The organism is Acinetobacter sp. IK23, assembly GCF_035615275.1.
Taxonomy (GTDB): domain Bacteria; phylum Pseudomonadota; class Gammaproteobacteria; order Pseudomonadales; family Moraxellaceae; genus Acinetobacter; species Acinetobacter seifertii.
The window spans coordinates 1-23,631 of the sequence record NZ_JANBNX010000007.1; the positions used below are offsets into that span (position 1 = coordinate 1).

At 38.1% G+C, this 23,631-nt stretch carries 20 protein-coding genes and 1 pseudogene; 13 read left to right on the forward strand and 8 right to left on the reverse strand.

The window, feature by feature from the left end:
* Positions 1-219 precede the first annotated feature (219 nt).
* Complete coding sequence (locus MSG95_RS07130) at positions 220-693, forward strand: Lrp/AsnC family transcriptional regulator (protein ID WP_004701051.1); 474 nt, start codon at positions 220-222, stop codon at positions 691-693.
* Positions 694-728: 35 nt separating this feature from the next.
* On the opposite strand, the gene leuE is transcribed toward MSG95_RS07130, so the two are convergent.
* The 3 genes from leuE to MSG95_RS07145 form a co-directional block, all read right to left on the reverse strand.
* Positions 729-1,379 carry a leucine efflux protein LeuE gene (gene leuE / locus MSG95_RS07135; RefSeq protein ID WP_004701054.1) on the reverse strand — a complete coding sequence of 217 codons (651 nt, stop codon included), beginning with the start codon at positions 1,377-1,379 and terminating at the stop codon, positions 729-731.
* Positions 1,380-1,451: 72 nt separating this feature from the next.
* Positions 1,452-2,441, reverse strand: coding sequence for a transaldolase (gene tal / locus MSG95_RS07140; RefSeq protein WP_077166286.1), 990 nt, complete (start codon positions 2,439-2,441; stop codon positions 1,452-1,454).
* Positions 2,442-2,571: 130 nt separating this feature from the next.
* Complete coding sequence (locus tag MSG95_RS07145; RefSeq protein ID WP_077166287.1) at positions 2,572-3,465, reverse strand: LysR family transcriptional regulator; 894 nt, start codon at positions 3,463-3,465, stop codon at positions 2,572-2,574.
* 90 nt (positions 3,466-3,555) lie between these two features.
* Between MSG95_RS07145 and aceI the strand changes: the two genes are divergently transcribed.
* Entirely contained in the window at positions 3,556-3,990 is a 435-nt protein-coding gene (gene aceI / locus MSG95_RS07150) for a chlorhexidine efflux PACE transporter AceI (RefSeq protein ID WP_151819556.1), read from the forward strand.
* A 60-nt stretch (positions 3,991-4,050) separates the two neighbouring features.
* On the opposite strand, the gene MSG95_RS07155 is transcribed toward aceI, so the two are convergent.
* Entirely contained in the window at positions 4,051-5,619 is a 1,569-nt protein-coding gene (locus MSG95_RS07155) for an acetyl-CoA C-acetyltransferase (protein WP_077166308.1), read from the reverse strand.
* A gap of 235 nt (positions 5,620-5,854) precedes the next feature.
* Between MSG95_RS07155 and MSG95_RS07160 the strand changes: the two genes are divergently transcribed.
* The 3 genes from MSG95_RS07160 to MSG95_RS07170 all read left to right on the forward strand — a co-directional run bounded on the left by MSG95_RS07160 (position 5,855) and on the right by MSG95_RS07170 (position 9,506).
* A complete protein-coding gene (locus MSG95_RS07160; RefSeq protein ID WP_019458676.1) occupies positions 5,855-7,246 on the forward strand; it encodes a 3-oxoacyl-ACP reductase in 1,392 nt (463 codons plus the stop codon).
* A 74-nt stretch (positions 7,247-7,320) separates the two neighbouring features.
* Positions 7,321-8,175, forward strand: a complete 855-nt coding sequence (locus tag MSG95_RS07165) for a MaoC family dehydratase (protein ID WP_077166309.1) — start codon at positions 7,321-7,323, stop codon at positions 8,173-8,175.
* A 71-nt stretch (positions 8,176-8,246) separates the two neighbouring features.
* Positions 8,247-9,506, forward strand: a complete 1,260-nt coding sequence (locus MSG95_RS07170; RefSeq protein ID WP_077166310.1) for a serine hydrolase domain-containing protein — start codon at positions 8,247-8,249, stop codon at positions 9,504-9,506.
* A 47-nt stretch (positions 9,507-9,553) separates the two neighbouring features.
* Here MSG95_RS07170 and MSG95_RS07175 read toward each other — a convergent pair whose 3' ends face one another.
* A complete protein-coding gene (locus tag MSG95_RS07175) occupies positions 9,554-10,132 on the reverse strand; it encodes a TetR family transcriptional regulator (RefSeq protein ID WP_019458679.1) in 579 nt (192 codons plus the stop codon).
* A gap of 125 nt (positions 10,133-10,257) precedes the next feature.
* Here MSG95_RS07175 and amvA point away from each other — a divergent pair, with 125 nt between their 5' ends.
* From amvA to MSG95_RS07200, 5 genes and pseudogenes are all read left to right on the forward strand, one after another.
* The gene (amvA, locus tag MSG95_RS07180; RefSeq protein ID WP_077166311.1) at positions 10,258-11,736 is read left to right on the forward strand and encodes a multidrug efflux MFS transporter AmvA; all 1,479 of its coding nucleotides are present in this window, start codon (positions 10,258-10,260) and stop codon (positions 11,734-11,736) included.
* A 257-nt stretch (positions 11,737-11,993) separates the two neighbouring features.
* Positions 11,994-13,775, forward strand: a complete 1,782-nt coding sequence (gene cpaA, locus MSG95_RS07185; RefSeq protein ID WP_077166312.1) for a metalloendopeptidase CpaA — start codon at positions 11,994-11,996, stop codon at positions 13,773-13,775.
* Between the two features lie 22 nt (positions 13,776-13,797).
* The gene (gene cpaB, locus MSG95_RS07190; RefSeq protein WP_077166313.1) at positions 13,798-14,430 is read left to right on the forward strand and encodes a metalloprotease secretion chaperone CpaB; all 633 of its coding nucleotides are present in this window, start codon (positions 13,798-13,800) and stop codon (positions 14,428-14,430) included.
* Positions 14,431-14,554: 124 nt separating this feature from the next.
* Positions 14,555-16,651: a DNA polymerase III subunit gamma/tau gene (locus tag MSG95_RS07195; protein ID WP_324645001.1), complete on the forward strand. Its 2,097-nt coding sequence runs from the start codon at positions 14,555-14,557 to the stop codon at positions 16,649-16,651.
* 324 nt (positions 16,652-16,975) lie between these two features.
* Positions 16,976-19,202: pseudogene (locus tag MSG95_RS07200) on the forward strand (phosphocholine-specific phospholipase C).
* Positions 19,203-19,249: 47 nt separating this feature from the next.
* Here the strand turns inward: MSG95_RS07200 and MSG95_RS07205 are convergent.
* Both MSG95_RS07205 and MSG95_RS07210 read right to left on the reverse strand, forming a co-directional pair.
* Positions 19,250-19,684 (reverse strand): acyl-CoA thioesterase, encoded by a 435-nt coding sequence (locus MSG95_RS07205; RefSeq protein ID WP_031983137.1) that lies wholly within the window; start codon positions 19,682-19,684, stop codon positions 19,250-19,252.
* Positions 19,684-20,841, reverse strand: coding sequence for an iron-containing alcohol dehydrogenase (locus tag MSG95_RS07210; RefSeq protein WP_324624915.1), 1,158 nt, complete (start codon positions 20,839-20,841; stop codon positions 19,684-19,686). The genes MSG95_RS07205 and MSG95_RS07210 overlap by 1 nt, the downstream gene beginning before the upstream one ends.
* A 303-nt stretch (positions 20,842-21,144) precedes the next feature.
* Here MSG95_RS07210 and MSG95_RS07215 point away from each other — a divergent pair, with 303 nt between their 5' ends.
* From MSG95_RS07215 to MSG95_RS07225, 3 genes are all read left to right on the forward strand, one after another.
* A complete protein-coding gene (locus MSG95_RS07215; protein ID WP_190977673.1) occupies positions 21,145-21,504 on the forward strand; it encodes a YcgJ family protein in 360 nt (119 codons plus the stop codon).
* Between the two features lie 389 nt (positions 21,505-21,893).
* Positions 21,894-22,124, forward strand: coding sequence for a hypothetical protein (locus MSG95_RS07220; RefSeq protein WP_031944961.1), 231 nt, complete (start codon positions 21,894-21,896; stop codon positions 22,122-22,124).
* 232 nt (positions 22,125-22,356) lie between these two features.
* Positions 22,357-22,899 carry a cysteine hydrolase family protein gene (locus tag MSG95_RS07225; RefSeq protein WP_151819617.1) on the forward strand — a complete coding sequence of 181 codons (543 nt, stop codon included), beginning with the start codon at positions 22,357-22,359 and terminating at the stop codon, positions 22,897-22,899.
* Positions 22,900-23,160: 261 nt separating this feature from the next.
* On the opposite strand, the gene MSG95_RS07230 is transcribed toward MSG95_RS07225, so the two are convergent.
* Positions 23,161-23,628 (reverse strand): winged helix-turn-helix transcriptional regulator, encoded by a 468-nt coding sequence (locus tag MSG95_RS07230; RefSeq protein WP_077166164.1) that lies wholly within the window; start codon positions 23,626-23,628, stop codon positions 23,161-23,163.
* Positions 23,629-23,631: the final 3 nt, after the last annotated feature.

Below are 23,631 nucleotides of genomic sequence, written 5' to 3' on the forward strand. Positions count from 1 at the left end.
GAGATCCATGCACGTGTAGCCGTATTAAATAAATTTACAGAATTAGGCAGACCTCATACCCAAGTTGTAACCTAAATTTTAGCAACTTAGGAAAACTTTACCTTCAAAGGCTTTATGCAACAAAGCCTTTTTATCTTAAAAATGAAATAATATTTTTTAAATAGCTATAAATGCTATTATTCATTTCATAAAAATTAATGAATACTGGATATTGTTCTTATGGATGAACAAGCTGAAAATTTAACACCGCTTGATCTGAAAATTATGCGTTGTTTACAAGAAAATGGACGCTTAAGTAACGCCGAATTGGCTAAGCTTGTAGGCATAAGTACTTCATCTTGTTGGAATCATACCCAGCGTCTTTTTAAAATAGGGGCAATCTTGGATGTTCGTGCGCGAATTAATCCTGCTACAGTACAGCGTGAAACAATTGTATTAGTAGGTGTGGTACTAGACCGTTCAACACCCGATAGCTTTCAAGCGTTTGAACAGGCATCGGGTGGTTTGGAGAATGTTTTAGAATGTTATCTAGTTGCTGGAGAAGTCGATTATTTTCTAAAAATTCGTGTTAAAGATTTGGCTGCTTTTAACCGATTTCATAGTGAGAAAATTATTGCCTTACCAGGAGTAAGGCAGGTTAGAACATTCTTTGTACTCAATGAAGTCAAAACAGATGGCATGCTGGCATTTTAAAAGTTCAGTATGTTCATCTTTATAGGCTAGGCAGCTTACATCGTTGAAGTTGCCAACTTTAACCCAAATCCAAAAAATAAAATGCCAACTAAGAAAATACTACTTGCTGCAATTTTATGGTTTTGTTTAAAAAATGCCGAGAGCTTAATTCCAGAGAAAATAAGCGCTGTTAAATAGCTAAAGCTAATAATCTGTAAAATAACCGCTAAAATTAAAAAACTTAAAGCTGGATAAGCGTAATCTGGATTAATAAACTGAACAAAGAAAGATAAGAAAAATAAAATCGCTTTCGGGTTAAGTAAACTAATACTTAAGGCGGTTTTATAAGGGTGAATTTTATCTAAAGTAGGTAAATCAGCCATTTCTGGTTGTGGTTGATTACGTAGTTTCCAGCGTTGAATACTGCCTTGTAAAAGCTTAAACCCTAAATAGGACAGATAAAGTGCACCGACGAGCTTGAGAATAATAAAAACCCAAGGAAATGCTTTTAATAAAGAAGCAGCACCCAGTACGGTACAGAGCATTAAAATAAGATCACCAGTAAAAATACCAAGTGCACCCATATATCCGGTTTTAATCCCGTAGCGTGAAGCAATTGACATCACATAAAGAGAATTGGGTCCGGGTAATAACACAATTAGGAATGTACCAATAATATATGTTGTTATATCTGTTATGCCGAACACAAGAAACCCAATAAAAAACCGATTTTTGTCATAATAACAAAAATCGGCAATTTTGTATGAAAAGTGCAGTTTTTAAGGTTTAATTTCTGCATCAATTCCAAAAGATTGACGTAATAAAAAACTTAATTGGTCACGAGCTTTAATAAAGCCATCAACACCACCTTGTAAAAGTTGGAATGCCATTAAGTCATGATTAAGTTCGTCTTTAAAGCTTTGTTCATCTTGAGCAGGTCTAACAATAGCCTCTGCTTGTTTTGCTTGGGTTTCATCAAGTGCAGCTTTAACGGTACGTGTATCTTGCTCAAGCTGGGTAAGTAGCCCCGGTGAAATCGTTAGCAAATCACATCCTGCAAGGCCAAGCACTTGATCAATGCTACGGAAGCTCGCACCCATCACTTGAGTTGGAATATTTTGCTGCTTGTAGTAAGTGTAGATTTTCTTAACTGAAACCACACCTGGGTCTTTTTCGATTGGGTAAGCGTCTACACCTTCAGCCTTTTTGTACCAGTCTAAAATACGGCCGACAAATGGTGAGATTAAAGTCACTTTTGCATCTGCACACGCTTGCGCTTGGTGTAAACCGAAAAGCAGCGTGAGGTTACAGGCAATACCTTCAGCTTCAAGTACCTTAGCAGCTTGAATACCTTCCCAAGTCGACGCGATTTTAATCAAAATACGTGACTGATCAATACCATAACCTTTGTAAAGTTCACATAATTCATGCGCTTTTTTAATGGTTGCTTCAGTGTCATATGAAAGGGCAGCGTCAACTTCGGTTGAAACTCGGCCTTCAATGAGTTTTAAAATTTCTACGCCAAATTTTACGGTTAAAATATCAATGGTTCTTTCAATCAACTCATCACTTTTATAGCCTTCTTCTTTGGCTTGATAATAAGCATCTTCAATCAGCTCTTTACTTTCTGGTTGTTCTGCCGCTGCCGTAATTAATGAAGGATTCGTTGTAGCATCTAAGGGACGAAATTTACGAATGGCATCAAGGTCGCTACTGTCAGCAACAACGGTCGTTAATGTTTTTAATTGGTCAAGTGCTGTATGAGTCATTGATATTCAACATCTTCAGTAATAAATCTTATGTTTTCTTTATAGCACAAACTCTATCCATACTGTCGATATATCAATTGTTATGTTTCAAAGAAAAACGTTTATGTTGTGCATCTAAATTGAAATTATTTTAAGGGACCTGCTGCATTCGCTTATTGCGAATATAGTCAATCAAAAACCGTGCAGCAGCACCAAGTTCATTTTCACGGCTCCAAACTAAGTCGACGTAATATTCAAAATGCGGTGTAAAATCAAATACATCTAATGCTTTTAGCTTGTTGTTTAACTCAGGGTTTTCTTTAAACATTTCTTGTGGCAGTACCCCCCAACCTAAATTATGTAAAATCATTAGGCATGCGGAGTGGTGGTTGTCTGTACGCCAGTAGTGTTTTGAAAATAATAATTCGGGTTTTAACGTCTCATCTCGACTTGCCACCACAATTTGTCTCGTACCCAAAATCTGCTCATAAGAAACATACTCTTGGCTTGCGAGCGGATGGGTTTTTGAAATAACAGGAATTAAAGCTTCACGTTTGAGTTCTACAAACTGCTCTCTATTGTCTAAATGCTCACGTTCAAACATAAGGGCCAGTTGGGCAGAGCCATCTAGTAACATGTTAAGTGCATCTTCTTGAGGGGCAGACACAATATTAATTTGTAGGTCAGGGAAGCGGCTTTCTAACAGGCAAACATAGTCAGTCCAATTGGTATGTAACAGCTCAGATACCACAACAAGAGTGAGGTTTGGTTCAAGACCAGTACTTAATGCATGGGCGTGTTGTTTCCATTGATTCATTTCAATTAATAGTTGCGCCGTTTTTTCATATAGCACTCGTGCTTCAGCTGTTGGGGTAGGTTCACGACCTTTACGTTCAAATAATGTCAGGTTCAAATCGATTTCTAAATTGGCAATAGACATGCTTACAGCAGAAGGAACTTTTCCAAGTTTGCGTGCTGCTGCTGAAAAGGAGCCAGTTTCAATCACGGCCTGAAACATGAGCAATTGTTCTTGATTTATATTCATCTGTCAAAAAAACTGAAAGAACCTGATTGGATTAATCAAAATTATAAAAATAAAATACACATTATCCAAGTAATTATTGAGTATTTAAAAATGTTGATTTCCAAGAGAAGACTCATTCATGCAATCAGTTATGAAGGAATTTTATTGGTCATCATTGCGATTGCATTAAGTTTTATTTTTAACATGCCGATGGAAGTGACCGGAACACTCGGTGTGTTTATGGCAGTGGTTTCAGTTTTCTGGAATATGATTTTTAACCACTATTTCGAAAAAGTAGAGCATAAATATAATTGGGACAGAACGATCCCTGTGCGGATTTTACATGCGATTGGTTTTGAGGGTGGTTTGCTGATTGCGACTGTTCCAATGATTGCATATATGATGCAGATGACAGTGATCGATGCATTTATTTTAGATATTGGCTTAACCTTATGTATTTTGGTTTATACCTTTATTTTCCAGTGGTGCTATGACCATATTGAAGATAAGTTTTTCCCAAATGCTAAAGCTGCATCACTTCATTAAAATTAACTAGTTAAAGTAAAAAAGCACCCATCAGGGTGCTTTTTTGGGTGAATCGTAAAATTATTTCTCTACGATTGCTACAACGCCTTCACCACCTGCTGTACAGATCGAGATTAATGCACGACCTGAACCTTTTTGATTAATCAATTTCGCAGCAGTAGCCAAGATACGACCACCAGTTGCAGCAAATGGGTGACCTGCACCTAAAGATGAACCATTTACGTTAAGTTTAGAGCGGTCAATTGAACCTAAAGGTGCATCTAAACCAAGACGTTCTTTACAGAATTTTTCATCTTCCCAAGCTTTCAATGTAGATAACACTTGAGATGCAAATGCTTCATGGATTTCATAGAAATCGAAATCTTGAAGTTTAAGGTTAGCGCGCTTAAGCATACGAGGTACTGCATAAGCAGGAGCCATCAATAAGCCTTCTTTAGGGCCGTTCTTACCAATGAAGTCAACAGCTGCTGTTTCAGAGAAAGAAAGGTAAGCTAAAACTTCATGGCCGTTTTCTTTTGCCCATTCTTCAGATGCAAGCAATACAACAGAAGCACCGTCAGTTAACGGAGTTGAGTTACCTGCAGTCATTGTTGCAGTTTCGCCTTTACCGAAAACTGGTTTTAACTTAGCAAGTTTTTCAACTGTACTGTCTGCACGTAAGTTGTTGTCACGGTTAAGACCTAAGAAAGGAGTCATTAAGTCATCAAAGAAACCACGCTCATAAGCAGCAGCAAGTTTTTGATGGCTGCTTGCAGCTAGCTCGTCTTGTGCTTCACGAGTAATACCCCATTCTAAAGCAGTGATTGCTTGGTGCTCACCCATTGAAAGGCCAGTACGTGGTTCACCATTGCTTGGTGCATCAAGAAGCTTTTTAAAATCAATTTTTGTTAAAGCTTTAAGGCGGTCTTTACCAGTCTTAGCAACATTGAGCTCAAGTAAAACTTTACGTAAACCATCACCTACAGCAATCGGCGCGTCAGAAGTTGTATCTACACCACCTGCAATACCTACATCGATTTGACCAAGTGCAATTTTGTTGGCAACGACAAATGCTGCTTGTAAACCTGTACCACATGCAATTTGAATGTCATAAGCAGGAGTTTCAGGAGCAAGATCTGTGCTCAATACAACTTCACGAGTCATGTTGAAATCACGGCTGTGTTTCAAAACAGCGCCCGCAACAACTTCACCAATACGCTTACCTTGTAAATTAAAGCGTTCAACCAAACCATTCAATGCTGCTGTCAGCATGTCAGAATTAGACGCTTTGAAATAAGCAGTATTTGAACGTGCAAATGGAATACGGTTGCCACCAATAATTGCAACGCGGCGAACAGTGTTTTGACTCATGGTTTTATCCTGTTGAACAGACGGTTTGGTTTTTGTTGCTTTTGGTGCTGCAGCTACATTTGAAGATGTAGACGGGGTTGCTGAAGCAGCGCTCTTACTACGAGGGTTACGTGCAGGTGCAGTCGTTGAACGAGTACGTGTCGTTTTTTGTGTATTAGTTGCTGCTTTAGGAGTAGTGCTGTTACGCTTAGCCGTGTTAGAAGCCGACTTTGATGTATTTGACACTTTTTCCTGAGCAGAATTCTCGACTGCTGGATTTTCTTGAGTTGTTTTGCTCATAAGGCTTTTCCAAGCATAATAACGATATTCTTGTAAGCTACCTTAACACAATTCAAATAGACCTGTATTGACTAGAATGACATTGTAGATAGCATTCAGGTCAAGACATCCAAAGATGAACTCAAGTATGATTTGGAGTAACTCTAATGAACGACTGATTTCATATTGTTTCTGTCCATCTCATAACATAATGAAACCTGTCGTAGAAAATTCATTTCTTTGAGAGATAATAATCATGACTGATCAATACCAAGCATTTACACAATCTCCTATTGGTAAATTCGTTGTTAAAAATTTGGGTTTACCATCGCCAGTTGCATTAGAGCGTTTTGAAAGTGCTCAGCCAGTAGTGAATGGTGCAGTATTGGTTGGCGCAGCGCCATCAAGTGTATTGTCTGGTGCGATTGCACAAGTACTTAGCAATATTCATGCTGACAGTTATGTAGGCAACAATGTAGCATTACAGCAAGAAGCTGCAAAAGTTGGTTTAAATTTACGCCCATTCAATGCAGGCGACAAAGAATCAAAATTCAAAGCAGTAGTATTTGATGCTTCTGGTATTCAAAACTCAGAACAGTTAAACGAACTTTATAAATTCTTTAATCCGATTGCACGTCAAGTTGCAACTTCTGGTCGTGTAATTGTGATTGGTACAACGCCTGAAACTGCAAAAACTGTAAAACAGGCGATTGCTCAGCGTGCACTTGAAGGTTTTATCAAATCTGTAGGTAAAGAGTTTAAAAAGGGTATTACTGCACAAGTTGTTTATGTAGACGAAGGTGCTGCTGCAAACCTTGAATCAACTTTACGTTTCTTGCTTTCTCCACGTTCAGCTTATGTGTCTGGTCAAGTAATTCGTGTATCTAAAGCAGATGTAGTTGATGTTGATTGGGCAAAACCACTTGCTGGTAAAACTGCATTGGTAACTGGTGCGAGCCGTGGTATTGGTGAAGCAATTGCACATGTGTTGGCGCGTGATGGCGCTCATGTTATTTGTTTAGATGTACCACAACAACAAGCTGACCTTGACCGTGTAGCTGCTGACATTGGTGGTTCTACATTGGCAATTGACATTACTGCTGCCGATGCAGGCGAAAAAATTAAAACTGCTGCGGCAAAACAAGGCGGTTTAGATATTATCGTTCATAATGCAGGTATTACTCGTGACAAAACTTTGGCAAACATGAAGCCAGAGCTTTGGGACTTGGTAATTAACATTAACTTGTCTGCTGCTGAACGTGTAAATGACTACTTGTTAGAAAACGATGGTCTAAATGCAAATGGCCGCATTGTTTGTGTATCATCAATTAGTGGTATTGCTGGTAACCTTGGTCAAACCAACTATGCTGCGTCAAAAGCTGGTGTGATTGGTCTAGTGAAATTTACTGCGCCTATCTTAAAAAATGGTATTACCATTAACGCAGTAGCACCTGGCTTTATCGAGACTCAAATGACTGCGGCAATTCCATTTGCAATTCGTGAAGCTGGTCGCCGTATGAATTCAATGCAACAAGGTGGTTTACCTGTTGATGTAGCAGAAACAATTGCATGGTTTGCATCAACTGCGTCTACTGGTGTAAACGGTAACGTTGTACGTGTGTGTGGTCAAAGCTTGTTGGGCGCTTAAGCACTTTTAGCTAAATAGGGGTGCTTGTGCATCCCTTTTTTATTCAAGAATCTATAAATTATAAAAGGTTAGGTATGAATACTCGTCATTTTAGCCAACTACCAAAAGCGGCATTGGCTTATCCAAAAGTAGTACAAGGCTTAATTTTTAAAAAGCCTCAGGGGCCAAAAATCTTGCCACAAGTTGAATATGTGGTAGACCGTCTTGAAATTGATCAGAGCCATCTCAAAGCTTATAACGAAGTATGTGGCTTCCAAAATAATGGTTTTGTACCGGCAATTTATTTGGCTGTGCTTTCTCAAAGTTTACAAATGCACATGATGACAGCAGAAGCCTTTCCATTTCCAATTTTAGGTTTAGTCCATATCCGTAACCAGATTAAACAAACCAGACCAATTGGTGTAACTGAAAAACTCACTCTGTCATGTAAATTTGGGGAACTAAAACCGCATGATAAAGGTGTTCAGTTTGACTTTATTACTACGGCAAAAGTTGGCAATGAAGTAGTGATGGAAGGTTTAACGACTTATTTATCTCGCCAAAAAGTCGAGAAAAGAGTAGGTGAGAAAGCTAAAGAAGAACAAGCGCCAGCTTATGTTCCAAAGGCAGAGTGGGATATTTTAGAAAACACAGGCCGCCGTTATGCGAAAGTGTCTGGTGATTTTAACTTAATTCATATTCATGCCATTACAGCAAAAGCATTTGGCTTTAAACAGGCCATTGCGCATGGTATGTGGAGCAAGGCTAAAGCATTAGCGAATCTTGAGTTACCTAATGCTTATGAAGCAGATGTCTGGTTTAAGCTACCAATGTTCTTACCGTCAAAAGTTGAGTTTTTAACTGCTAATACAGACAAAAAGACTGACTTTTTGATACGTAATGCAAAATCGAAAAAACCGCATGTTGCAGGAACTGTAAAAACATTATAAAAATATCAGCAGCCTGAACAGAGGTTTGGGCTGCTTTTGAGCAAAATAACAAAAAATGCAAGGAACTTCATGTGATTAAAGAAATTTTACTGGCCGATACCCATAACTATCACGGTATTTTAGATGAACGTTTTATTGATTTAGCCCACCAATTTAGCCGTCTTCAAGACGCTAGAACAGGACAAGGTGGAGCTGCATTAGCGGTTTATTTTAGAGGCCAGAAAGTTGTAGATATTTATACAGGTCTCAAATCACAAACTGAAGCTTGGCAACCCGATACTTTGGCAGTTTGCTACTCTACAGGTAAAGGCGTACTTGCAACCTTAGCGCATATTTTAGTCAGTGAAGGTTTTTTAGAATACGATAAACCAATTGCGACTTATTGGCCTGAGTTTGCTCAAAATGGTAAAGAGCAAATCACTTTACGGCATGTGCTGAGTCATCAAAGTGGTATGTTTGATATTCGAAATATTATTGAAAGTGCGAGGGAAATGCTGGACTGGTCACATATGTTAGATGTGATGGCAGCCACCAAGCCAAGATTCCTTGCAGGACAGGGCAATGCATATCAAGCCTTAACATTTGGTTGGCTTGTCGGTGGCGTGCTTGAAAAAGCAACTGGTCAATCTTTAGATCAGCTCATGCAAAAATATCTCGTTGAACCGTTGCAGTTAGACGGTGCTTATTTTGGTACACCTGCAAGCGAACTGGATCGAGTAGCACGATTAATTATTCAACCAAAATCAGAAAAACCAGCACCTACTCAAGCTGAAAAACCTAACAAACCTCAGCCGCGCAAAAGTTCACTTTCTGAAAAAATGATTACTTGGACTGGACAAGACCCGCAAGATTTTCAGGATGCCATGATTCCAAAAGGAATGAAGAATTTTAGTTTCTTTAGTGATGAGGGATTACAAGCAGTTATTCCAGCAGCAAACGGTACATTTACTGCAAATAGTCTTGCTAAAATTTATGCGATGCTAGCAAATCAAGGCGAATGGAATGGACAACAACTCATTCGCCCAGAAGTATTTAAAGAACTCAGTACCATTCAAAGTTATGCACGTGATCGTGTTATGCCAATTCCGATGAATTGGCGCTTAGGATATCACCGCATTATTACGATGGGTAAACGCGCTAAAAATGGATTTGGACATATTGGTTACAATGGTTCAGGCGCATGGTGCGATCCTGAGCGTGACCTGAGTTTTGCCTATACTCATAACTTTCAAATTGGTTCAATCACGGGTGATTACCGTTTGTGGGGGCTTACTCAAGAAGCCTTGCGTTGCACTGACCAAATTTTAAAAGGCCGTAAAGGTTGGTTCTAATTTTAGTGTTTTAAGGCTGGTATTTTAATTAATGCCAGCTTCTATATTTATAATAATTCTAGACGAATAATTGCTTCGGTATGACGCTTAAAGTCTTCTTCAGCTAAACCTTGTAAACCAAGTTGATAAATACCTTCTAATCCACATACAAAGGCAATGAGCCGCCAAGCTATGTCTGTTGAATTAGATGTATTTTTAAATTCACCTTCTTTCTTGCCACATTCAATTGCTTGCACAATAGATTCATGCCAACTCTGCATGGCAAGGTTATACGCCTTTCGTATTTCCGCATCTTGTTCAATCAAGAGTTCAGCCTCATTCCATAATCGTAAATAAGGCTGAAGTCTGTCGATATTTTCTGCACCTAACAAAATGAATAGCCTTTGAAATTGGCTAGTGGTTTTTAGGGCTTGTTCAATTTCATCAAGTTGTTCCATGAGCTTTAAAAAAGCTTCAGCTTTTAAATGAGATGCTGAAGAAAAGTGGTGGTGAACTTGTCCAGTTGATGTTTGTGCTTCTGTTGCGATTCGGCGTACCGTCATGGCTGTAAAACCTTCAGCCAAAGCAACTTGCATGGCAGCTTGCAGAATCATTTCTCTGCGTTGATCGCGATTAAGATAGGCCATGTTTCTTTCACCTGACTGAATTCGACACAAATTACATTAAAACTAAAAGTTGGACAAGTGTCCAATTGTGTATATAATAACCATGATTTGAACACATGTCCAAGTTTTGGATATTGAAGAGCGTTATGCAAAAAAAATGGTTAATCCTGACAATTATCGTCCTTATTTATTTACCAGTTACGATTGATGCAACGGTGATGCATGTTGCAACACCGTCTTTAAGTGCAGCATTGAATTTAACTGCCAATCAGCTTTTATGGGTCATTGATATTTATTCACTGATTATGGCGGGTTTGATTTTGCCGATGGGTGCACTTGGTGATCGTATTGGCTTTAAAAAATTATTATTTATTGGAACTGCAATTTTTGGAGTCGGTTCCTTGGCTGCGGCTTTTTCTCCAACAGCTTACGCCTTAATTGCTTCCCGAGCAGTTTTAGGTTTAGGGGCAGCGATGCTTATTCCTGCCACTTTATCAGGTATACGTAATGCCTTTACCGAAGAAAAGCAGAGAAATTTTGCACTCGGTCTGTGGTCTACAGTGGGTGGTGGCGGAGCAGCTTTTGGTCCATTGGTTGGTGGTTTTGTACTAGAACACTTCCATTGGGGAGCTGTATTCCTCATTAACATTCCGATTATTTTAGTCGTTCTAGTCATGATTACGATGATCATTCCAAAACAACAAGAGAAAACTGATCAGCCAATTAACTTAGGGCAAGCTTTAATTTTAGTCGTGGCAATTTTAAGCCTCATCTATTCAATCAAATCGGCGATGTACAACTTCTCGGTACTTACAGTCGTGATGTTTGTGGTGGGTATAAGTACTTTAATTCACTTCATTCGAAGCCAAAAAAGAACGACCACGCCAATGATTGATCTGGAATTGTTTAAACATCCAGTGATTTCTACCAGCATTGTGATGGCAGTTGTTTCCATGATTGCTTTGGTTGGCTTTGAATTACTCTTGTCTCAAGAGTTGCAGTTTGTGCATGGGTTTTCTCCATTACAGGCAGCCATGTTTATTATTCCATTCATGATTGCAATTAGTTTAGGTGGTCCATTAGCTGGTATTTGCTTGAATAAGTGGGGGCTTAGACTTGTATCTACTGTTGGTATTTTAATAAGTGGATTTAGTCTATGGGGGCTTGCCCAGCTTAACTTTTCGACCGATCACTTTTTAGCGTGGACGTGTATGGTCTTTTTAGGCTTTAGTATTGAGATTGCCTTACTGGCTTCAACTGCTGCGATTATGTCATCTGTTCCACCACAAAAAGCAAGTGCAGCAGGTGCGATTGAAGGTATGGCCTATGAACTTGGAGCTGGTTTAGGCGTCGCTATTTTTGGGTTAATGTTGTCTTGGTTTTATAGCCGCTCAATTATTTTACCAGCAGAGCTTCCATCGAACTTAATTGAAAAAGCGAGTATCTCGATTGGTGAAACCATGCAATTAGCTTCTAACCTTGAAAGCCATTTGGGAGGGCAATTAATTGCAGTTGCTCAGCAAGCTTTTAGCTATGCACATAGTTGGGTACTCACTATTTCAGCTATTTGTTTCTTCCTTTTAACTGTATTTGTCTGGTTTAGCTTTCCTAAGAATGCAAACTAAAATAAAGGGTAAAAAGAGAGATTTATCTTTCTTTTTACCCTCAAATGTCTTTTTTAATATTTTCTTTATAATAAATTTAGTTATTTAATTCTCATAAACAACCCATTCTTTAATAAATTTCATGTTTTTATTTCAAAATGATTCAATATTCATGTAATTGAAATTTAATGAAAAATTGATTTATCGAAAATTGACTGTAAAAAAATGGTTTGTTAACCTGCTATTCGAAAATCTAAAAACAAATAAAAGAGGCCGCTGTGAATTTTAAATTAAAAACATCACTTATTATTGGAGCAATTGTTGCGTCTTCACTTGTGTATGCCGCAACTGTACTTTCACCAAATCAGAATAATAATAGTGGATCAATACCATCTGGTTATTCAGATTTAGAATTTTCTTTAGCAAATGGGAATTGGGTCAAAAATCTCTCTTTACCAGCAAGTGCTAATAATTCGGACAAAATTACAATTCGTTCTAGTGCTGCTTATAGTAGTTATTTAGATACTTCTAATACGAATATTCCGTTAGAAGTGTTGAAGATAAATAGTGGAGATGTTTATCAATTCATCTTTAATAGCAGTCAAAATAAATGGATTGCTCAGTTAGCGACGGTTAGTCCTACCAATGGTACTAACTATGAGGTCGTACCTTTAACAACCGCATCAATGCAAAAAGTACTCATTCAAAATGACAAATGGACACAAACCATTGCATTACCGAGTGATGTACGTGACGGAACAACCGTACAAGTTGTTTCTACAGCAAGTGCACGCTCAGAGATTGATAAAACAAATTTACTATTCCCGAGCAGTTTTATATTAAAAAATGGCTCTGAATATTGGTTTAAATATTATTCTGCTTTAGGAAAATGGGTTCCAGAGTATATAAAACCTCAGAAGCTAAATGTTCAGCAAATCGGAGCATCTTTAGCCGCGGTAAGTAGTCCACTTACCGAAATTGCATTTGGAGATGGGAACTGGGTCTCGAATTTCACTTTGCCTACCACTGCAAGCGATCGGGATAGAGTTATTATCAAGTCTACAGCGACTTGGTCAGCAAAGATTAATAATACCAATGTTAATAGCCAAGCGACTTTAACGCTTAAAACAGGCGATCAATATGAGTTTATGTATGTAAGTGATAAAGGCTATTGGCAGCTGATCTCTTCACCAACAAAGGTCATTGATTCAACGGCAACAATCCCTGCAACTTTACCGAATATGACTCAGCCCACTTTAAAGGTGAAACTGTCTACATCAAATTGGCAGCCGACCTTGCACCTACCAGCTCAAGCTCAAGTCGGGGATAAGGTGGTTATTGTGTCGAATGCATCGGCAAACACCTATATTAATGCTGCTAATGGCTTGTCTACTGCAATTAAAAATGGTGAAAATCGTCGTTTTATTTACACTGCTCAAGGCTGGACAGTAGATAGTTATACAATTGATATGTTGTTAGTTTCTAGTCCAGAAGTAAATGCAATTTTAGGAGAGAGCGCTGCAAAACTTAGAATGATTGAAGGCGTAAATCTAACAAACTTAACCGCTGAAAATTCAAATGCGCGTTTTTACTTAAGAGATGTGGGCTATTTAACTTATAAAATCCCTGCTACCACTTTAAAAGAAGCGATCTCGACTGGACGAGATGACACGACGGTACAAAATGAGCGTAAACGTGTATTGGCAGACGGTCTTTATTATCAAGGTAATGAGCCGGGCGATGGCGGTTGTGGTTGGGCTTGGATCAATGCTTCGGCATATAACATGATTGGAGCAAATGATATTGCAGGTTGTTCTTTCGCGGCCATGCGCCATGAAGTCGGGCACAATCTTGGCTTGTACCATAATGGTTCAACCAATATTGGCTCAGGTTTTGCTCATCCGTTAGGAAGTACCGCAATGGGTGGTAATAATATTAATTTCTATTCTAGCCCGTATCTATATAACCCTAAATATGGTGTACGTTTAGGTGTAGAAGGAAAAATTGATGCGGTTAGTGTGATTAACCTGAACGCACAAAAAATTTCTCTATATAACTAATCTCTATTTTTAGCTGTAAATAATGAAGAAAAATAAATTGTTAATAGGAACTGCTATCGCTTGTGTGGCGTTAGCAGTTTTAATCTGGTTTGCTTTTTCACAGCAAAGCTCTTCTGCTTTAACGTCGCCTTTAGAAAGTCGACAAGAGTATGGGCCAAAAGTGGCAGATCGTCAGAATGAATTTGCTCGTCAAAATATGCTGAATTTGAGCCCCTCAGAAAAGGAAAAATTGTCTAGGCAACAGATTTTTTTTAATGAAATAGAAAAAGATCAGCTTCCTTCTAATGTTAATTTTCCGCTACTTAAAAATGCGAAAGGTATGGTCATTAAATATGATCCAAATGTGATTGAGCTTAAAAAAGCGGGTGACACTGTTAAGTTTCAAATGTTGGAATATGGCATTAATCGCACAGGTAAAATTGTAGAGATTGAACCTGTTGACCAAGATATTGTTCGGTGGACCGGTAGATTTGACCAAGGCGATCCGAACCAGAATTTCTTTACCATTACTCAAAGTCAAAAAGACCACTATACGATCATGCAAATTTTTACCGAGAAAGGAAATTATTCAGCTGAAATTAAAGATGGTGTAGGGCTCGTGCAAACGATGGATGAAGGTGTAACTGATCAAGAGCTTCATCATGATCATCCTTAGGCAAATAAACACTTCTGGCTTTGAAAAAGAGAGTGGTTCGCAGTTTATCTGTACGGATATGAGCTTTATGCGTTCACACTCTTTTAAAAACAAAGTATGCTTATGCCTGTAACAAGGAGCATACATGTATCAAGTACTTGCTAGAAAATACCGTCCACGTAATTTCAATGAGTTAGTGGGGCAAAACCATGTTTCTCGTGCATTAAGTAGTGCATTGGAACGCGGTCGTCTTCATCATGCTTATTTATTTACAGGAACGCGTGGTGTAGGTAAAACTACAATCGCCCGTATTTTAGCCAAGTGTTTGAACTGTGAAACAGGTGTGACTTCTACGCCATGTGAAGTCTGTGCAACCTGCAAGGCGGTAAATGAAGGTCGTTTTATTGATCTGATTGAAATTGATGCTGCTTCAAGAACAAAAGTAGAAGATACACGTGAACTTTTAGACAACGTTCCTTATGCGCCAACGCAAGGTCGTTTTAAAGTTTACCTGATTGACGAAGTACATATGTTATCGACGCATTCTTTTAATGCGTTATTAAAAACATTAGAAGAACCACCAGAACATGTTAAGTTTCTGTTTGCTACGACTGACCCACAAAAGCTACCGATTACGGTTATTTCACGGTGTCTGCAATTTACTCTACGACCTTTAGCTGTAGATGAAATTACCAAACACCTGGGCGCTATTCTTAAAAAAGAGCAAATTAATGCCGATCAAGATGCAATTTGGCAAATTGCCGAATCTGCCCAAGGTTCACTGCGTGATGCATTATCTTTAACTGACCAAGCCATTGCTTATGGTCAGGGTGCGGTACATCACCAAGATGTTAAAGAAATGCTTGGTTTGATTGACCGTACAATTATTTATGATTTGATTTTAGCGGTTCATCAAAACCAACGTGAAAAAGTGAGTCAGCTTTTATTGCAATTTAGACATCAAGCGCTAGATGTTTCATTGGTGCTTGACCAGCTCATTTCAACATTGCATGAATTGGCAATTTTGCAATATCTACCTGATTTGAGTTTGAAATATAGCGATGAAATCAATCGCAAAATCATGCAGCTGTCTAAGCTGATTTCTGCTCAAGATTTGCAGCTTTATTACCAAATCGCATGTAAAGGTCGTTCAGACTTGCAACTTGCCGTAACGCAAGAGCAAGGTTTTGAAATGTGTATTTTACGCTTATTGGCTTTCCGTCCTTTAGCTCCTAATGAAATTTTAGTTTCAGAGCCTGTTCAACAAAATGGACAAGCAGAAGTAGATTTAAATTCGCAAGCACAGCAAACAGCTCAAGAGATTGCTCCTATAAGTACTGTTCAGCCGGTTGAAGTTATTAATCAACCCGTTATGGTTGAACCTGAACCTGAACCTGAACCTGAACCTGAACCTGAACCTGAACCTGAACCTGAACCTGAACCTGAACCTCAGTCTAATCAGGATTTAATGGTATTTGATCCAAATCATCATGAGCTGATTGGGCTTGAGTCAGCAGTTGTTCAAGAGACTGTTAGTGTTCTGGAAGAAGATTTCATTCCCGTGCCAGAACAAAAGGCAGTACAAGTTCAGGCTGAAAACCAAGCTAGACAAATTGAACCAGAGCCAACTTTTACGGCTGAGCCGCAAGGTTTGTTTGAAACATCTGATACCGAGTTTTCTCTTGGTCAGGATGCACCTGTAACTCATGACTTGGTTTCTGAACCTATTATTGAGCAGCAACCTTTGGTGCAACCCGAAGTGGTTGTTGAAACTGCTACAGCTGTAGAAGAATCTAGCGCAACTGATAACGGGCAGTTGATGATGCCTCAGGATATTTTGAAGCTTTCTGCTCAAGTTTTGGAAGGTGAGTGGACACTTGAAAAATGGGAATACTGGTTTAGAAACAGCCAGCTTTCTCCAGCCGTCCAAGAACTTGCTCAACATGGAGTGATGACTGGTGAAATTGGTGGTAACACGGTTTTCCATATTCCTCAAGAATATGAAAATATGTTGACCCAGTTACAACAAGGCCTCATTGATGCATTAAACCAGCAATGGCCGAATACACAATTTACGGTTGAGTATGGTGCAGTTAATGCATCTACACCTTATGTCATGCAAAGCATTCGTAAAGAAAAAGCTTTCCATAGAACGACAGAGTTATTACAGCAACAACCCGTTATAAAAAGCCTCATAGAAACTTTTGATGGCGAACTCCAAAATATTCAATTAAAGCCATAAATTTACATAAATTTTGATCTGGTGAGAAATGTGGAAATAATCGAATTTTCATATTTTTCACTGGATTGAAATATTCAAGTCACGCCACTGTCATTGTACTTTTCTATGTTAGCCATTTTAGATTTTAAATGGACTATATATCGTCATGAAAAGGCAATGCACAGGAACAACTTCCTTTAAATATTCTTATTTTTTATTGATCGGCGCCATTCTGCTGAGTGGTTGTAACGACTCATCAAATGATAATTCAAATACACCAGAGACAGGTAAAAAGCCTGTAATGCGCTGTGCTCCTTAAACTTAAATAATAAAAAGAACCTGATCATGATTACACGTCGTAAATTTTTAAATTACTCTTTAAATATGGGTTTTGGTGCTGCGGCATTGGCAGCTTTTCCATCTAGTATTCAAAAAGCTTTAGCAATTCCTGCAAATAATAAAACGGGTACTATTCAAGATATTGAACACGTTATTATTTTAATGCAGGAAAACCGATCTTTTGATCATTACTTTGGTACGTTAAAAGGTGTTCGAGGTTTTGCTGACCGCTTTACAATTCCTTTGCCAAATGGTCGTAAGGTTTGGGAACAGCTTAGACGCAATGGGCAAGTTTTAACGCCTTTTCATTTAGACGGTACAGCCAACAATGCACAGCGTGCAGATGGCACACCGCATACATGGAATGACAGTCAGTTAGCTTGGGACAATGGCCGTATGGCGAATTGGCCAACTTATAAGACCGACATATCTATGGGCTATTTTAAAGAAAAAGAAATTCCATATCAGTTTGCACTTGCCAATGCTTTTACGATTTGTGATGCCTACCATTGTTCCATGCACACCGGAACAGATGCGAACCGATCTTTTCATTTAACGGGTACAAATGGGGCAACGCCGACCAAGCGTTCATTTGTAAACAATGAATGGGACTGGATTGATGGTAACCCCGCTACGGCAGATCGCGGTTATACATGGAAGACCTATGCCGAGCGTTTAGAAGAAGCAGGGGTAAGCTGGATTTGTTATCAAAATATGCCGGATGAATGGGGCGATAATATGCTTGGTGCATTTCGTTCCTTTAGAAAGGCAAACATTGCTTCTGGCTACCCAGTTGCAAGTGGTGGCGAACCGAATAAACCGTATGCCGATACGGGCCAAAAACTACCGTATAAAGCCTATGATGCTGCAACGGATAATGCCAAAAATCCACTCTATAAAGGCATTGCAAATACACTACCAGGCAATAAACCTGAAGAATACCTTGACGCTTTTAAAAGAGATATTCGTGAGGGTAAATTACCGCAAGTCTCTTGGATTAATGCGCCATCAATTTACTGTGAACATCCAGATCCTTCAAGTCCAGTTCAAGGGGCATGGTTTATTCAAGAAATTATTGATGCATTAACTGCTGTGCCAGAAGTCTGGAGTAAAACAGCACTGCTTATTAACTTCGATGAAAATGATGGTTACTTTGACCATGTACCGTCACCATCTGCGCCATCACGACTTGCAAATGGTCAGTATGCTGGCAAATCGACATTAAGCAGTGCCGATATGCAGGATGAATATTTTGACCACGCTGCGCCTGAAGGAAGCCATTCTCAGCCTACACCTGATGGTCGTGTTTATGGTCCGGGCCCGCGTGTTCCTTTATATGTGATTTCTCCGTGGAGCCGTGGTGGTTGGGTAAACTCGCAAGTGTTTGACCATACGTCCGTGCTCATGTTTTTAGAAAAACGTTTCGGTGTAAAAGAGCCGAATATTAGTGCGTACCGCCGTGCAGTGTGTGGTGATTTGACCAGTGCATTTAACTTTAAAACACCAAATGCAGATGCTTTACCGCAGCTTGATGGTAAACAAACACGTGTGCAGGCAGATGCATTAAGAGAAAATCAAGAAGCTTTGCCAGCTGTTCCTGTGCCTACGGATATTAAGTTACCGATTCAGCAAAGTGGCATACGTTTGTCGCGTGCGCTACCTTACGAATTGCATACCAGTGCACGCTGTAAAGCGGACGGTAAGGTACAATTAATATTCTCTAATACAGGTACGCAAGCTGCGGTTTTTCATGTTTATGACAAGCTCAACTTAGACCGTATTCCAAAGCGTTATATTGTCGAGCCGAATAAAACTTTAGATGATGAATGGGATGCTTTAAAAGATAACCTAGGTCGTTATGATCTGGGTACTTGGTCCAAATGGCTATCATCGTCACTTCAAAGGAGATGCTCAACGCATTGTTGATAGTGGCGTTAAACCTGAAGTTCGCGTCTGTTATGACATTGCCAATGGTGATGTTTATGTCGAACTTATGAATGAAGGAACCAAGGATGCAATATTGACGGTAAAACCTTGTGCATATCGACAAGATGCGCCATTACAACTTACTGTAAAAGCAGGACAGGTTGTTAAACAACATTGGGCTTTGGCTGACGTCGGGCATTGGTATGATTTTGAAGTAACTAGTCAGAGTGATCCGTATTATTATCGACGTTTTGCTGGTCGGGTCGAAACGGGTGAAGACTCTTTTAGTGACCCTGCAATGATGTAATTTTAGGTGGGCAAAAAGAACAGATCATTTTCTTTTTGCCCCATTTTTCATAATAAATAACTTTTTAAAGCTTCACGAACTGACTCAGAAATGGGCACAGTCTTACGCGTTTCGCGATCTACAAACACATGTACAAAATGACCTTGAGCTGAGGCTTGATCTTGACCTTGTTTAAAGATCGCTAATTCGTAACGTAGTGAAGTCGTACCGATTTTACCAATCGCCACACCTACCTGAATAATTTCTGGAAATGATAACTCTTGTAAAAAGCTACAGGCTGAATCAACCACTAACCCAATTGATTTTGCTTCATGAATATCAAAACCTGTTTTTTGAATGAGTAAAGCATTGGCGGCTGTATCGAAGTAGCTATAGTAAGTCACATTATTCACATGACCGTAAATATCATTATCTGCCCAACGCGTTTGAATGTCTAAAAAGAACTTAAATTGATCTCGGTTTTTTAAAACTGGTTTAGTCATTAATGAATCGCCTGATAAATTGCCAAAGCAGCGGCTTCTGTCATGTCTCGTGGGTTATTTTGTAGTAAGCGAGTTTGCAACATGGCATCTTGAGCAAGCCGAGGTAAACTCGACTCATCAATACCCAAATCTCTAAGTTTTAAGGTCAAGCCACTACGGTCTAAGTGGTTCTGCATATGGTCAATGAACAGATCACACAAGCCATCAGTGCTGCCATTGCTATATGGGTCTAACCATTGCATAAGTTCCGCATAGTATTTTTTTGCATTCGGCGCATTAAATTTTAAAACTTCAACCAGAACTAAGGCATTGGTATGTCCATGCGATAAATGAAAATGCCCACCCAGTGGATAAGCTAAAGCATGTACAGCCGCAACGGGCGAGTTTGCAAATGCTTGACCTGCCAGCATTGAACCAAAAAGCATGTTTTGACGTGCTTCTAAATCATTACCATCTTTAAGAACTTTCGGTAAGTTATGGTTTAGTAGCTTCAAAGCATTCTTAGCTAAAATATCGGTATAAATATTTTTCTTATGTTTAGAGGTATATGCCTCAATGGCATGTACCATCGCATCGATACCTATTGCAGCAGTAATAAGCGCTGGAAGGTTTTGAGTAAAAGTAGCATCAAGAATCGCAGTGTCTGCGTACAGTACTGGAGAGACAATCCCCATTTTTGTTGTCTCGCCAGTAGTCACAATTGAAATAGGTGTTACTTCTGAACCTGTACCCGCCGTCGTTGGAATTAAAATAAGCGGAAGGCGAGCTGTGGTGACTTGGTTTACGCCATACATATCTTGCAAACTTTGAGTCTGGTCGGGGTGGGCGAGTAAAGCGATTACTTTTGCAACATCTAAAGAACTACCACCACCAAAGCCAATAATGGCATCTACATTTTGCTGTTTTGCATAGTTAGCTGCATCTAAAACGACTTGTTCTGGTGGGTCAGCCTGAACATCTGCATAAATGTCATATTCAATATTGAGCGTATCTAAAATTTGAAGAATGGTTAGATGTAATTGATTTTTGATCATGCCTGCATCGGTGACTAGCAATAACTTACGGTAAGTTTTTGAAGACAAAACATTTTGTAATTCTTGTATAGAACCTAAGTCAGAAATGATATTTGGAACGGTTTGAAACTGAAAATGGCTCATATACGTTATTTCCTTATTCTTGAACATTATTGTTGAATGGTTCTATAAGATTCAATCTTTAAATAACTTAGCACAGGACACCTTAAAATAAAGTAGTTCTAGGGCAATTATGTTGGGTATTAGATGACATAAACACTATTGTTATCTGTTTGGGATCGAGAAGGATGTGCAGATGATGCATAAGTTATTTAAAAAGGCATTGAATGGTGGGCTTTTTGTTATTTATAGGCTGGTAGAGATTTTCTGGCAAGCTTCTAATTTATATAATGCCTTAACAATTAATAATTTTATTCGGTTCTAAAAATGAAAATTTCTAAAATTTTACTTAGTGTCATTGGATGTGGTTGCTTCATGTTTAGCTCAGTAGCGATGGCAAAAAACAACTCTGGTGTATTTTCACCTCAAAAGGGTGTAATTTGTGACAAATACATATGCGCAGACAAAAAAGGTATCTCAAAAAAACTTACAACTAAATACTTAGGTCCTTATAAGGCGAATAAGGCTTTCTCTCAAGGCGATTTTGATACTTCAGCATTTACACTCTCAAATGGTGTGTTCTGTGATACCAAAACAAAACTATGTCATGTCGATCGATACTTTGAAAATGGACATCGTAGTAAAATTGATAGAAATACGACTGATAAGTTATTTAAAAATAAATAAATTTTTTAAAAAATTATAAATTGAAATAACCTCATGAAAGCAAATTTTTTACCATGTACCCTGCTAACTATCGACTAATGGTGGGGTTTCTTATTATTAAGTATTTCTGTAATATCAATTTAATAGTATAAGTTGTGAAAAGCCAAATAATTGATTTTATAAAGTAAAAGGGAGGAGTTCATTTTTTAATAGTTTGAATTAAATAATTATTTATCTTAATTCGCGTTGAGGTTGTATAGACGTTACTAAGTAGGAAATATGATCAAGTAACTGCTTCTTATTTTAGGTTTAAGCGTCTTTTCCATTAGGACTTTTTAATGAAAAGTGAAAGTGGGTCTTTTTATTTTTAAGAAAAAGCATAATTGATTTGAGATGGGATTTACATGTTGATGTATACAATTAGATATGTTCATCGGAACAATACTTACTATATCGCTTCAAATAGCGAGGGAAAATTTATTATTTTTGAGTCACTTGATTCTGAGTTCCGAATGGGCCATCAAATTTCTTATGAGAATGGGATAATATTTAATTTGACACTAAATGACGAAACGGATGCAGTTATTAAGCTGGAGAGTAATGAAAAAGGGGCCTATGAGTACTTACATTCAATTAAGTAAATAAGCTTTGTTTTTTGAGAAAAAAACTATGCTATGTTTATTTGCGCTTTAGTGATGAGCAAGTTTAATTCATGAACTGTTTACTAAAAAAAATCAATACAACCACTACGACCTTCAGAAAAGGCTGCGTGTGATTTTTTATTAGAGCGAATTAATAAGATACCCCAACCCAGCCAATAATGGCTGGGTTTATTTTTCTCTGCACATTATTGGTATTTTAGAGAGAAAGATTATGGATAAAAGTCATAACTCAAAATCAGCTTTACTTGTGATTGATATGCAAAATGGCCTATTCAATGCAGAGTCGAAACCTTGTAACCATCAACTTATACTTTCAAATATTCTTAAGCTGATAGAACATCACCGATTGAATAACAGACCCATTATTTTTGTACGTCATGTAGGCGACAAAAATACACCCTTAGATCCAGATAGTCCGAATACTCAACTAATAGCAGACTTATCTTTTAATTCAGATAAAGATTTTGTTATTGAGAAAACTTATCCGAGTAGCTTTAAGAATACGGACTTAAAAGAACTGTTAGAGAGACTTGATATTAAACAAATTATAGTAACTGGAATGAAAACTGAATATTGTATAGATACGACTATTAGAGCTGCCTCAGAGGCTGGATATAAAGTAATGGTAGCCTCTGATGCACATACTACATTTGATTCAATATATTTAAGTGCCCAATATATAATTGATCATCACAACCAGATTTTTAGGAATGCTTTTGCTAAGGTAAACACTACAGAAGAGCTCATCTCTTAGTTTTAATTTATAAATAAAATCGTAAAGATAAGTGCTCTGATAGGTGGTTGAATGGTCTTACAAGGGCATGATTTAGTAAACCCGAAAGGTCTTTTTTATTTTTAAGTATTTCTGTAAGATCATGGGGTTGCTTTAAACAACAATAAACCTTAATGATCAGCGCAAAAGTCATAAGGGGAAGCCTACTTGAAAGAGTAGGCTTTTTTTATTTTTAATATGATAGCTTTCGAACTTGTATCACTGAACTTAAGATGTAGAAATTTATTTTTTAGAATGGATAAGTTTAAGTTCCAAATTATTCAAATCTATAACTTGATTAGATGAATCAACAAGTTTTAATTTCAGTTCTTCATCGGTACTTTTATCAAAAACTTTGACTACATCTTTACCTTCTTCAATAAAATTACCACCTGACTCAAGCATCGCGAGTAGAACAATATTTAGGCTTTTACCCTTTTTAGTGAGTAAATATTCTTTACGCTCTCGTACGCCAACTTCTTTATAAATTGATAGTTCGAATATTTCTAATTGGACAAGATGTTTGAGGCGATCGGTTAAAACTTGCTTTGATATACCTGTATTTTCTAAAAAATCATTAAATTTCGTTACCCCATAGAAAGCTTCTCTTAATAATAAGATTGTCCATCTGTCATTCAATATTTCTGTAATTTTGAATATCCCACAGACGTCTACGGGAAATTTATGTTCTGGAATAAATTGATTTGACATTAG

Bases quoted from the DNA above. Each gene is read 5' to 3' on its own strand.
- MSG95_RS07130 (WP_004701051.1), top strand. From the start codon at position 220: ATGGATGAACAAGCTGAAAATTTAACACCGCTTGATCTGAAAATTATG.
- tal (WP_077166286.1), bottom strand. From the start codon at position 2,441: ATGACTCATACAGCACTTGACCAATTAAAAACATTAACGACCGTTGTT.
- MSG95_RS07145 (WP_077166287.1), bottom strand. From the start codon at position 3,465: ATGAATATAAATCAAGAACAATTGCTCATGTTTCAGGCCGTGATTGAA.
- aceI (WP_151819556.1), top strand. From the start codon at position 3,556: ATGTTGATTTCCAAGAGAAGACTCATTCATGCAATCAGTTATGAAGGA.
- MSG95_RS07155 (WP_077166308.1), bottom strand. From the start codon at position 5,619: ATGAGCAAAACAACTCAAGAAAATCCAGCAGTCGAGAATTCTGCTCAG.
- MSG95_RS07160 (WP_019458676.1), top strand. From the start codon at position 5,855: ATGACTGATCAATACCAAGCATTTACACAATCTCCTATTGGTAAATTC.
- MSG95_RS07165 (WP_077166309.1), top strand. From the start codon at position 7,321: ATGAATACTCGTCATTTTAGCCAACTACCAAAAGCGGCATTGGCTTAT.
- MSG95_RS07175 (WP_019458679.1), bottom strand. From the start codon at position 10,132: ATGGCCTATCTTAATCGCGATCAACGCAGAGAAATGATTCTGCAAGCT.
- amvA (WP_077166311.1), top strand. From the start codon at position 10,258: ATGCAAAAAAAATGGTTAATCCTGACAATTATCGTCCTTATTTATTTA.
- cpaB (WP_077166313.1), top strand. From the start codon at position 13,798: ATGAAGAAAAATAAATTGTTAATAGGAACTGCTATCGCTTGTGTGGCG.
- MSG95_RS07195 (WP_324645001.1), top strand. From the start codon at position 14,555: ATGTATCAAGTACTTGCTAGAAAATACCGTCCACGTAATTTCAATGAG.
- MSG95_RS07205 (WP_031983137.1), bottom strand. From the start codon at position 19,684: ATGACTAAACCAGTTTTAAAAAACCGAGATCAATTTAAGTTCTTTTTA.
- MSG95_RS07210 (WP_324624915.1), bottom strand. From the start codon at position 20,841: ATGAGCCATTTTCAGTTTCAAACCGTTCCAAATATCATTTCTGACTTA.
- MSG95_RS07215 (WP_190977673.1), top strand. From the start codon at position 21,145: ATGAAAATTTCTAAAATTTTACTTAGTGTCATTGGATGTGGTTGCTTC.
- MSG95_RS07220 (WP_031944961.1), top strand. From the start codon at position 21,894: ATGTATACAATTAGATATGTTCATCGGAACAATACTTACTATATCGCT.
- MSG95_RS07225 (WP_151819617.1), top strand. From the start codon at position 22,357: ATGGATAAAAGTCATAACTCAAAATCAGCTTTACTTGTGATTGATATG.
- MSG95_RS07230 (WP_077166164.1), bottom strand. From the start codon at position 23,628: ATGTCAAATCAATTTATTCCAGAACATAAATTTCCCGTAGACGTCTGT.